The sequence below is a fragment of the Bacillus cereus group sp. BfR-BA-01349 genome, from assembly GCF_022663795.1.
Lineage (GTDB): Bacteria > Bacillota > Bacilli > Bacillales > Bacillaceae_G > Bacillus_A > Bacillus_A cereus.
Genome location: NZ_JAKUGE010000055.1, coordinates 26475 through 39531, shown reverse-complemented (window position 1 = coordinate 39531; position 13057 = coordinate 26475). Strand labels below are relative to the sequence as shown.

The following is a 13057-nucleotide window of genomic DNA, read 5'->3' as shown; positions in this document are numbered from 1 at the left end:
ATATATTCAATTTTATAATACAGAAAGATTCCAAGAAAAACTTCACGGCCTTTCCCCGATAGAATATCGGGAAAAGGCCGTGGCATAATACGCTTTTTATTACTGTCTACTTGACAGGGAGATGACCAAATGGGCATCTTTTTTTAGGCTAACGCAATATAAATATCCAATTGTGCATGATTTGGGTCTAATGCTCTTTCATCGTAAAGCTCAAAGTCTGTTGTGAAGGCACGTTTATTTTCTTTCGACCATTTCCAAATATATTCCCAAGCTTCACAAACGACTTCAGCAACTGGTCCCTTTCTTGTTGTAAATACCGCATATGTAGTAGCAGGTATTGTTAAAGTTGTCATATTTTCAGGAACGTCTTCTAATGAAGAAACAGGCATACCGATTGTAAATTGATATGTACCAGTTTCATCTGATTCGTAGTTTGAGTAGAAAGCGAATGTTTCTTTCGTTTGTTGATTTGGGATGTGATGCATCATTTGTTCTTGAAAGTATCGGTTCCAAAGTTGTGGAATGTTTCCTTCAGTAGATGCCTCTTTTTCATTAGTCGTCGTAACCGAAACGCCGATTGCGTGGAAAGCTTCTTTTTTTACGATAATAGGTTCGTGTAGCATAAAAAATTCCTCCTTTTTTTAAAAAAAAGAACGTTTGTTCTTGTTTAATATAACATAGTTTTACATGTAACGGTTGTTATTTTTAGAAAATTTTAATCATAAAAAACAAACTGAAAATGACTAAAAAATGGTAAATTTTCTATTGTATGTATAAATAGGATGAGGAGTATGTTAAACTTTTTAAGTATCCTTTAACTGTTATATAAACCTATACAGCACGGTGTTTTTACTATATTAAAAATATGGTAAGGGTTTGTATAAGTGTCCGATATATATGCTATTTTTGATAAATTAAAATAGTAATATTCTATGAGATTTATATTGTTGACATTGGGATTTCAACGATACATTTTCGTAGGTCGGATTGTTGTGAGTGGATATATATTGCTATGTATTCGGCTACTAAATGAAAGGGTTACTGAAATTAAGTAGACGGATAGCAAGTATATAGAAAGGAGAAAGGTAGAAAATATGAAGCAAGTATTGAAGTGTTTTAATGTCGTAACAATGATTACACTTCTCCTATCCATCATATTGCCTTCGCCCAGTGCTTTTGCTACAGAGATAAATAAAAAAAGCTGGGATGAGTTACAAGGAAATGATGTGAAAATTAAGGCAGAGAAAGTGAATGCTGAAATGTATAGGGGAGAAGTAGCTGAGAGGGAGCACGTATTTCAATATAAGATTGAAAATACGGGAGATACACCAATCCGAGAATTAGTAATTAAACAAAATAATGACAATGGAATTGAGTTTCTTTCGCAATCTGTGAAAGTAAACGGAGAGAAGTTACTTGAAAATAAGGTAGCGGATTTCTATGTAGAGGAAAAAGATAATGGAGGAAAGGTTCTTTCTTCTAATCTTAAAATTCAAGATTTAAAATCACATGAAAAAATGACTGTATTAATAAAAGCTCGTCGTGCGCAACATTTTAATAAAGAGTATAAGCAAAAAATTAGTGTGCAAAAGGATCAACTACAGATAGGAAACATGTCTGTAGATGTTGAAGGGCTTCCTTCTGAAGATAAGTTGGAAGCTAATACCGATGATGAGGCTGACAGTAGTAAGAAAGCTATCGGATCAACAACTGATTCAAAAACTAAAGAAGTGGATGGGAAATTAAAAGTATCTGTAGAAGATAAAAATACATCTACACAAAAAACAGAAATAGAGAAGGTAAAACAACCTGAAGCTGAGAAGCAACTAGAAAAAGAGGAAAAGCAATCACCTTTAGCAGTAAAGCAGAGTGATGCAGAAGTACAAGCTGCATCAGAAAATGCTTCGAAGGTTCAAATCCAAACAGGAGATAAACAAGGATTTGGAGACCCGTTGTATTCTACAATTGCTCCTGGTAATTTAGTACAGACTGGTAATGTGACGCTTGGTTTAACAGATAATCATTATACTAGGCAAAGTGTTGGTGGCAAAACCAATAAAAAAGCTGTAGATGTTGATAATGATGATACTACATTTAATTCATCAACAGGTGCATTTCCTAACATTCCTGCTGGAAGTAAAGTGAAAAAGGCATATTTATTTTGGACAGCAGCAATGGGGACTCCAAGTGATGCAAGGACAGATTATAGAGTTAGCGATGAAGATGTAAGAGAACCCGTTAAAATGAAGATGGGAAATAAGCAATACGCTGAAATAAGTGCTGATAGTATACGAAAAGCGGATTATTTACCGTATATTGCAAATCACTATGGCAGTGGTGCAGGGTACGTAGCGTATGCAGATGTAACAAATGTAATTGCACAGCAAGGTATTTCTCAAACGGTGACAGTTGCAAATGTACCACAAATTAAATTTGAAAAAGGTAGTGGCTATTACTGGGGTAACTGGAATCTTATATTAGTTTATGAAAACTATAAAGAAACAGTAAAAGACATGAAGATTTGGGAAGGGCTAGTCTCTCAAAAAAGTACAGCCTGGACAGATATTAGTGTTAATAAAATAAACACACCAAAAGAAGGCGCTTTTAAGGCGAAATTTAGTTATTTTTCATCGCAAGGTGATCCAGCTGATAATGATGGATATGCCTATGATTATGGAGAGTATGATTTTGGGTTAGGGTATCAAAAGTTTAAAAATATTAAAGGTAAAGATAATGATGTTAATGACTCATCTATGACAGAAGTACAAGTAGATGGTACTAACGAATTTGTTACGAAAAAATACCCAGGATATAATCCAGATTGGACAAATTCTTTCAGTACAGATATTCATACGTATCACCTTGAAGGACCCACTCAAGTGAAAAATGATTTAAAAGAAGCAAAAATGCGTTTTAGAGCATATGGTGGTGGCGGTGATATTTACGTATTAAATAACGCTACATTCGTTACAGAACATAATGCTCCAAACTTACAAGTTGATAAAAAGGCATTAGATAGTGCCGGAAAAGAAATTAAGGACGTTAAAGCTGGTGAAGAGTTTACGTATCAAATTGAAGTGAAAAATGATACGAAAAATAACCAAGCACCGGTATCGAATGTAAAGGGATTTGATAAGTTAGATGATCGTTTAGAGTATGTCCCGGGATCCATTCAATATGTTACTGGAAGCAATAAAGGACAAAAAACAGATGATGCAAACGATGATGAAGCAGAGTTTGTAAATAATCAAATTGATTTCCGTGTTGGTGAAGGTGCAGATGCTAAAAACGGTGGTGTTTTAAAGCCAGGTGAAAGTACCGTTATTACATTCAAAGTAAAAGTGAAAGATTCTGTACAATCAGATACAACAGTAACAAATGTCGTTGTTGTAAAGGGACAAGATAGTGCCGAGATAAAGTATGAAACTGAGGACGATGCAAATGTTACGGTTACTACCCCAAAAGAAGTTCCAGGGGAAATAGAGGCGAGAAAAATAGCTTCTAATAAAACACCGAAGTTAGGTGATGAGGTAGAGTATCGTATTACATTTAAAAATAAGACAAAAGATGGACGTCTAGATGTATTGACGATTGAAGACGAATTACCAAGTAGTCTTGAATACGTGAAAGATAGTTTGAAAGCCGAAGGTGTAAAACCAGAGCCAGTAGAGCTGAAGTTTGAAAATGGCAAAGTAATTGCAAAGTATCCAGAAATTATGGATATGGAAGAAAGAAGTATCGTCTTTAAAACAAAAGTAAAAGAAACTGCAAAAATTGGTGAAGAAATTGTTAACAAAGCAACCGTTAGGGATAAAACAAATCCACCAAAGGATCTAGAAGAGAAGATTACACCACAGCATAAGGCCGGTAAAATTGATGCAAAGAAAAAAGCAACAAATAAGAAGCCGAAGCTAGGAGAAGAATTTGAATATCAAATTAGCTTTAAAAATACGGTGGAAAACGGAAAACTAGATGCAGTTACAATAGAAGATGAAATTCCAGCTAACTTAGAATTTGTTCAAGGTAGTGAGAGGGCTGAAGGTACTGAACCAAATCCAGTAGAGTTAAAAGTAGAAAATGGTAAGGTAATCGCAAAATATCCAGAGATTACGGATACAAAAGAGCGAAGCATCGCCTTTAAAGTGAAAGTAAAAGAAGAGGCAAAAGCGGGAGAAACGATTGTTAATAAAGCAGTTGTGAGTGAGCCAAATGGACAGTCTGAGCATCCAGAAGAAAAGATTACGCCGGATTATAAATACGGTAAAGTGGATGTAGAAAAAAACGTAACGAATCAAACACCAAAACTAGGAGAAGAAGTGGAATACCGAATTACATTTTATAATACGGTAGAAAACGGAAAACTAGAAACGGTGCGAGTAGAAGATACACTACCAAAAGGTGTTGAATACGTGAAAGATAGTTTGAAAGCTGAAGGTATAAAACCAGAGCCAGTAGAACTAAAAGTGGAAGATGGCAAAGTAATGGCCAAGTATCCAGAGATTATGGATACAGAAAAAAGAAGTATTGTTTTTAAAGTGAAAGTAAAAGATTCGGCAAAGGTAGGGGAGGCAATTGTAAATAAAGCAATTGCAAAAGATCCGAAAAATGAGCCTGTTGAATCGAAGGTTGTTATTACACCGCAAAGTAAAAAAGGTGAAATTGCTGCTACAAAGGTAGTTAATAATAAGAAGCCGAAGTTAGGTGAAGAAATCGAGTACCGCATTAGTTTTCATAATACGGTTGAGAACGGAAAACTAGAAACGGTGCGAGTGGAAGATACAATTCCAAAAGGTCTTGAATATGTAGAAAATAGCATCAAGGCCGAAGGAGAAGAACCTGGACCAGTAGAATTAGCTGTTGAAAATGGGATAGTCAAAGCTAAGTATATCGATATTATGGATATGAAAGAAAGAAGTATCGTCTTTAAAGTAAAGGTGAAGGAAGAAGTAAAAGTAGATAAAGAGATTGTCAATAAAGCAATTGTTGATGATACGAAAAATCCACCGATTGAACCGGAGGAAAGAATTACTCCGCAACATAAGGATGGAATAATTGATTCGAAGAAGACAGTAGATAATCCATCACCAAAACTAGGAGAAGAAGTAGAATACCGAATTAGCTTTAAGAACACCGTAGAAAACGGAAAACTAGAAAAGGTAATAATAGAGGATACAATTCCTAACGGTTTAGAGTATGTAAAAGGCAGTGAAAAGGCTGAAGGTGATAAACCAGCTCCATTAAAGTTAAGTGTGAAAGATGGAAAAGTTATTGCTGAATACGACAATATTACGGATATGAAAGAAAGAAGTATTGTCTTTAAGGTAAAGGTGAAGGAAGAAGCGGAAGTGGGGAAGGAAATCATCAATAAGGCAATTGTTGATGATATGAAAGATCCGAAAGAACCAGAAGCGAAAATTACACCATTACACAAAGATGGAAAAATTAAAGCGAAAAAAATCGTAAATAATGAAACACCGAAGTTAGGAGAAGAAGTAGAATACCGAATTAGTATGAAAAATACGGTAAAGAACGGAAAGCTAACAGACGTGACAGTAGAGGATACTTTACCAGAAGGTTTAGAGTATGTAGAAAATAGTTTGAAAGCAGAAGGTGCCGGAATAGATTCAGTAGAGCTGAAATTTGAAAACGGTAAAGTAATGGCAAAATATCCAGAAATTACGGATACAGAAGAAAGAAGTATCGTTTTTAAAGTGAAAGTAAAAGAAGAAGTAAAAGTCGGTAAAAAAATCATTAATAAAGCAACTATTGATGATTCGCAAAATAAGCCAGTTAATCCGACAGCGGAAATTACTCCTCAGTATAAAGATGGAAAACTTGAAGCAAAAAAGACAGTAAATAATGAAACGCCGAAGTTAGGAGAAGAAGTAGAATACCGAATCAACTTTAAAAATACGGTAGAACATGGAAAGCTAACAGAGGTAAAAATAGAAGATGATTTACCAAATGGATTAGAGTATGTGAAAGATAGTTTAAAAGTAGAAGGTTCTAAGCCAGATCCAGTGGAATTAAAATTTGAAAACGGTAAGGTAATGGCAAAGTATCCTGAGATTACGGACACAGAAGAAAGAAGTATTACCTTTAAAGTGAAAGTAAAAGGTAAAGTGAGCGATTCAATTGTTAATGAAGCGATTGTGAGCGATACGAAACATCCGCCAGAAACACCGACAGCAGAAATTATTCCGCAACATAAAGACGGAAAAGTGAAAGCGAAGAAGACGGTAAATAATGAAACGCCGAAGTTAGGAGAAGAAGTAGAATACCGAATTAGTTTTAAAAACACGGTAGAAGACGGAAAACTAGCAGAGGTAAAAATAGAAGATACTTTACCAGAAGGTTTAGAGTATGTAGAAAACAGTGTGAAAGCAGAAGGTACTAAGCCGGATCCAGTAGAATTGAAAATGGAAAATGGTAAGGTAATGGCGAAGTATCCAGAGATTACGGACACAGAAGAAAGAAGTATCACTTTTAAAGTGAAAGTAAAGGAAGAAGTGAAAGTCGGTAAAAAATCGTTAACAAAGCAATTGTTGATGATACGAAAAATGAACCAGAAACACCGACGGCAGAAATTACTCCGCAGCATAAAGACGGAAAAGTGGAAGCGAAGAAGACGGTAAATAATGAAACGCCGAAGTTAGGAGAAGAAGTAGAATACCGAATTAGTTTTAAAAACACGGTAGAAAACGGAAAGCTAGCAGAGGTAAAAATAGAAGATAATTTACCAAATGGATTAGAGTATGTGAAAGATAGTTTACGAGCGGAAGGTACTAAGCCGGATCCAGTAGAACTGAAAGTGAAAGATGGAAAAGTAATCGCCAAATATCCAGAGATTACGGATACAGAAGAAAGAAGTATCGTCTTTAAAGCGAAAGTAAAAGAAGAATTTAAAGTTGGTGAAGGTCTTGTCAATAAAGTAGTTGTTGATGATACAAAAGATCCAACAACTTCAGAAGTAACAATTATGCCAGAATATAAAGACGGTAAGCTTAAAGCAGAGAAATTTGTAAACAATAAAAAACCGAAATTAGGAGAAGAAATAGAATACCGAATTAGTTTTAAAAATACGGTAGAAAACGGAAAACTAGTAGAGGTTAAAGTAGAAGATGAAATTCCAGCTGGATTAGAGTATGTAGAAAACGGTTTACAAGCAGAAGGATCTAAGCCTAGTCCGGTAGAATTGAAATTTGAAAACGGTAAGGTAATGGCAAAGTATCTAGAAATTATGGATACAAAAGAAAGAAGTATTATCTTTAAAGTGAGAGTAAAAGAAGAGGCAGAAATAGGCAAGGAGATTGTTAATAAAGCAATCGTAGTAGATACAAAAAATGAGCCCGAAGAGCCTCATGTGGAAATTACTCCGCAATATAAAGATGGTAAAATTGCTGCGCAGAAAGTGGCGAATAATCATAAAGCGAAACTAGGAGAAGAAGTAGAATACCGAATTAGTTTTAAAAACACGGTAGAAAACGGAAAACTAGCAGAGGTAAATATAAAGGATGCATTACCAAATGGTTTAGAGTATGTGGAAGGCAGTATCACGGCAGAAGGTTCTAAACCGAAACCAGTAGAGCTACATGTGAAAAATAATAAGGTAATGGCAAAATATCCAGCTATTACAGATACAGAGGAAAGAAGCATTGTCTTTAAAGCGAAGGTAAAAGAAAGCGCAAAAGTGGGGGAAGAAATCGTAAATGAGGCAATTGTGGATGATACAAAGAATCTGCCAGAAGAGCCTTATGTACCGATTACACCACAGTATAAAGATGGTAAAATTGAGGCAAGAAAAGAAGTAAGTAACCATGAACCGAAGTTAGGTGAGGAAATCGAATATCGAATTATTTTTAATAACACGGTGAAAGATGGAAAACTAGCAGAGGTAAAAATAGAAGATGAAATTCCAGCTGGATTAGAGTTTGTAGAAGGAAGCGAAAAAGCTGAAGGTGAAGAGCCAAAACCAGTGGAGTTGAAAGTAGAAAATGGCAAGGTAATGGCAAAGTATTCAGAGATTATGGATACGCAAGAAAGAAGTATTGTCTTTAAAGTGAAGGTAAAGGATTCGGTTACAATAGGGAAGGACATTACAAATAAAGCGATTATCCATGTTGATGATCCGAACCATCCAGTAATTGATCCGACAGCAAAAATTACACCACAATATAAAGATGGTAAAATTGCTGCTCATAAAAAGGTGAATAATCATAAACCGAAGCTAGGTGAAGAAATCGAATATCGAATTTCATTTAATAATACGGTGAAAGATGGAAAACTGGCAGAGGTTAAAATTGAGGATGAAATTCCGTTTGGTTTAGAGTATGTGAAAGATAGTCTAAAAGCAGAAGGTGATAAGCCGTCCCCAGTAGAGTTGAAAGAAGAAGCTGGTAAGGTTAGTGCGAAGTATGAAAATATCACTGACATGAAAGAAAGAAGCATTATCTTTAAAGTGAAGGTGAAAGATTCCGTTGAAGTGGACAAGGCAATTGTAAATAAAGCAATTGTTGATGATACAAAAAATCCACCAGAGCGACCAGAAGTAGATATTACACCGCAGCATAAAGATGGTAAATTTAAAGCTAATAAAAAGGTAAGTAAAAAAGATCCAAAGCTAGGAGAAGAAGTAGAGTACCGAATTAGTTTTAAAAATACGGTAGAAAACGGAAAACTAGCAGAAGTGAAAATTGAGGATCAACTACCAAATGGATTAGAGTATGTGAAGGATAGTTTAAAAGCAGAAGGTAATGAACCAAATCCGGTAGAGTTAAAAGAAGAAGCTGGAAAAATTACAGCGAAGTATGAAAATATTACTGATACAGCTGAGCGTAGCATTATCTTTAAGGTAAAAGTAACAGAAGCAGTAAAAGTCGGGAAGAAAATCGTGAATACGGCAATTGTGGATGATGATAATCCGAAGAATCCTCCGCAAAAACCAGAAGCGATTATTACACCGGAGTATAAGAATGGAAAAATAAAAGCTGAGAAAACAGTAAATAACCCAGCTCCAAAATTAGGAGAAGAAGTAGAGTATCGAATTACGTTCCGTAACGTAGTTGAGCACGGAAAATTAGCGAAGGTGAAAATTAGGGATGAATTACCAAACAGTTTAGAGTTTGTAGAAGGTAGCGAAAGAGCTGAGGGGGATAATCCAAAACCGTTGCATGTAAAAGTGAAAAACGGCACAGTACTCGCAGAATATCCAGAAATTACGGATACGAAAGAAAGAAGTATCATCTTTAAAGTAAAGGTAAAAGAATCAGTAAAAGTTGGAGAGGAAATAACAAATAAAGCGATCATTCATGTAGATGATCCAAATCATCCAGTTATGGAACCGACAGCGACAATAAAGCCAGAATATAAAGATGGTAAGTTAAAAGCGACGAAGACAGTAAATAATAAAGAACCGAAGCTAGGAGAAGAAGTAGAATACCGAATTAGTTTCAAAAATACGGTAGAAAACGGTAAACTAGCAGAGGTAAAGGTAGAAGATGAAATTCCAGCCGGTTTAGAGTACGTGCAAGATAGCATTAGATTTGAAGGGGCTGAACCAAATCCAATAGAGTTAAAAATGGAGTTTGGAAAAGTAATAGCAAAGTATCTAGAAATTACAGATACGAAAGAACGTAGTATTATTTTTAAAGTGAAGGTAAAAGCAGCACCAAGTAAAGGGATAACAAATAGAGCGGTAGTGGACGATAAAATAAATCCACCACTTGAGCCTACAGTTACAATTTTACCGAAAACAAAAGAAGATCTTAAGATACCAGAAGAGCCGAAGGAACCAGAAGTGAAACCGGAGGATCCGAAAGAACCAGAAGTGAAACCAGAGGATCCGAAAGAACCAAAAGAACCAGAAGTGAAACCTGAGGATACGAAAGAGCCCAAAGAACCAGAAGTGAAACCGGAGGATCCGAAAGACCCGAAGGAACCAGAAGTGAAACCGGAGGAACCGAAAGAGCCGAAGGAACCAGAAGTGAAGCCGGAAGAGCCGAAAGATCTGAAGAAACCAGAAGTGAAACCGGAGAAACCGGAAGTAAGACTGGAAAAGTTAATTAAAGAACCGCAAGTAAAAGTAGAAAAAGAATTACCGAAAACAGGGGCAGCACATTCATGGATGATGTCAGTTGGTGCGGGAATTTCATTCTTAGTTGGCGGAGTATTATTCGTATTAGGTAGAAGAAGAAAACAATAATTTTTTAGGCGAAAAGCACACTGAGTTCGATAGTTTATTGGACTCAGTGTGCTTTTATGTTATATAAAAGGAAAGCTCCTTCCACGTATGGAAGGAGCTTTATTTTTGCATATTAAAACATACTTGAGCTATGCATCGGTTGAAGTTTTGCATTTGGATCGAAGTAAGCTTTTGCATTGTTTACTGCTGTCGGTGCTTCGCCAAATCCACAAGCGATAAGTTTTACTTTTCCTTCATATGTACAAATGTCACCAGCAGCGTAAATGCCAGGAATATTTGTTTCCATTTTTGAATTTACAAGGATGCTGTTTTTTTGTATATCTAGGCCCCAGTTTTTAATTGGGCCAAGAGAAGAAACGAAGCCGTAGTTTACGATTACGTCATCAACATCGATGATAATTTTTTCCTCCGTTTTTACATGTTGAAGAACGACTTGTTCAATCTTATCATCACCAATGAGTTCTACTGGAACGTATGGTGTACTTACTTCTGCACGAGAATTCATTAAGCTTTCTACGCTATGTTCATGCGCACGGAATTTATCACGACGATGAACGATTGTAACTTTTTCAGCGATCGGTTCTAACATCATTGTCCAGTCTACTGCTGAGTCGCCACCGCCAAATACTACGACGCGCTTACCAGCAAATTTATTCATATCATCAACGAAATAATGTAAGTTTTTCTTTTCGTATTTCGCTGTACCTTCTAATTCTAAGCGGCGTGGTTGGAAAGCACCATTGCCAGCAGTAATAATAACTGATTTAGAATAGTGAGTTTGCTTATTCGTAACAATTTTAAATATACCGTCAGCTTGTTTCTCAAGCGTATCGACAGCTTCTTCTAAACAAACAGTTGGATCAAATTTCTTCATTTGCTCTTTTAAGTTATCAACTAATTCTTGTGCGCGCACTTTTGGAAATCCAGCCACATCATAAATGTATTTTTCAGGGTAGAGTGCGGATAATTGTCCGCCAAGTTGAGGTAAGCTTTCAATGATTTTTACACTTGCTTGTCTCATACCGCCATAAAATGCTGTGAACAGTCCCGTTGGACCACCACCAATAATTGTTATGTCGTAAACTTTTTGATTTTCTGCCACTTTCATTCCCCCTATAGATGGAATTTTGATATTGATTTCATATATTGTTCATATGTACACGAAAATCCTGCAAATGATGATACTTTCAAATAAATGATAGCATATTTGAGTTCATAATACTTCTGAAAACGACTGAATTGTGTGTAAGTTTTCGCATAGGTTCTTTTTTATTGTATAAAATATACAGAAAGGAAAATACATGAAAAAAAGGCTAAAAAACCCTTGAAAACGCTATGTTATTTTAAAATATTGATAATTCTCCAGACGCTTGAATTCTGGAATAAAACCGACTAATATAGGGAAGTATTATGTTAAATTTCTATGACAAAATTCGTACGATTTTTTGACTGCGTTTTGTTATGATATAGAATGTGATAAATTCCACATTCTTGACAAATAGAGTTTTTAGTACTTGGTATTATTTTTCATTACTATTATATAAAGAAAAGGGTTGTGATTTGGTGAAGACTCCAAAAATCGTAGTTTTAGGTGCAGGTTATGGCGGGATGATTACGACTGTTCGTCTGCAAAAAGCATTATCTGTAAATGAAGCTGAAATTACGCTAGTAAACAACAACAGCTATCACTACCAAGCGACTTGGTTACATGAGAGCGCAGCTGGTACATTACAAGATGAAAAAATCTGTCTAGATATTCAAGACGTTATTGATACAAATAAAGTGAACTTTGTACAAGACACAGTAGTAGAAATTAAAGCTGCTGAAAAACGCATTATCTTAAAAGATGGCGAGTTAGAGTATGATTACTTAGTAATTGGTCTTGGTTTCGAATCAGAAACATTCGGAATTACAGGATTAAAAGAGCATGCATTCTCAATCGCTAACATTAATGCAACTCGTGAAATTCGTGAGCATATGGAAGCTAGTTTCTCTAAATATGCAACTGAACAACGCGATGAGTTAGTAACAATCGTTGTTGGTGGTGCTGGATTTACTGGTATCGAGTACGTAGGTGAGCTTGCAAACCGTGTTCCTGAACTTTGCAAAGAGTATAATGTACCACGTGAAAAAGCACGTATCATCTGTGTAGAAGCTGCTCCAACAGCACTTCCAGGTTTCGATCCAGCGTTAGTAGAATACGCTGTAAAACAACTTGAGAAAAAAGGTGTAGAATTCCGCATCGGTACAGCAATTAAAGAAGCAACTGAAGAAGGTATTATCGTTGCGAATGGCGATGACACTGAATTAATTAAGTCTGAAACAGTAGTTTGGGCTGCAGGTGTTCGTGGTAATGGTATTGTGGAAGAGTCTGGCTTTGAAGCGATGCGCGGACGTGTAAAAGTTGATGAGTACATGCACGCTCCAGGATACGAAGATGTATTCATGGTTGGTGACGCAGCGTTAATCATTAATGAAGAAATTAACCGTCCTTACCCACCAACAGCACAAATTGCAATTCAACAAGGTTACAATATTGCACACAACTTAACTGTATTAGTTCGTGGCAAGGGCGAAATGAAGAAATTCGCATTCGATAATAAAGGATCTGTATGTTCTTTAGGTCATGACGATGCAATGGGCGTTGTTATGGGTAAAAAGTTAACAGGTTGGAAAGCTTCCTTCATGAAGAAAGTAATCGATAACCGTTACCTATTCTTATTAGGTGGACCTTTATTAGTTCTTAAAAAAGGTAAATTAAAGTTCTTTTAATATATAGTAGAAAAAGCAGAAACGGCTAAGAGCTGTTTCTGCTTTTTTCATATTAAAAATATAGTATAATATATAAAAAAGAAA

4 protein-coding genes and 1 pseudogene are annotated in these 13057 nt (G+C 35.8%); 3 read left to right on the top strand and 2 right to left on the bottom strand.

The window, feature by feature from the left end:
* On the top strand, positions 1-88 hold an 88-nt coding region (locus tag MR169_RS23550), incomplete at its 5' end, for an IS3 family transposase (protein ID WP_046123848.1).
* A gap of 55 nt (positions 89-143) precedes the next feature.
* On the opposite strand, the gene MR169_RS23545 is transcribed toward MR169_RS23550, so the two are convergent.
* Positions 144-623 carry a GyrI-like domain-containing protein gene (locus tag MR169_RS23545; protein WP_201144690.1) on the bottom strand — a complete coding sequence of 160 codons (480 nt, stop codon included), beginning with the start codon at positions 621-623 and terminating at the stop codon, positions 144-146.
* Between the two features lie 471 nt (positions 624-1094).
* Here MR169_RS23545 and MR169_RS23540 point away from each other — a divergent pair.
* Positions 1095-10201, top strand: a pseudogene (locus MR169_RS23540) (isopeptide-forming domain-containing fimbrial protein).
* A gap of 112 nt (positions 10202-10313) precedes the next feature.
* Here MR169_RS23540 and MR169_RS23535 read toward each other — a convergent pair.
* On the bottom strand, positions 10314-11303 hold the full coding sequence (locus MR169_RS23535; protein WP_000829774.1) for an NAD(P)/FAD-dependent oxidoreductase: 990 nt from the start codon (positions 11301-11303) through the stop codon (positions 10314-10316).
* 461 nt (positions 11304-11764) lie between these two features.
* Between MR169_RS23535 and MR169_RS23530 the strand changes: the two genes are divergently transcribed.
* Positions 11765-12973, top strand: a complete 1209-nt coding sequence (locus tag MR169_RS23530) for an NAD(P)/FAD-dependent oxidoreductase (RefSeq protein WP_000856612.1) — start codon at positions 11765-11767, stop codon at positions 12971-12973.
* Positions 12974-13057: the final 84 nt, after the last annotated feature.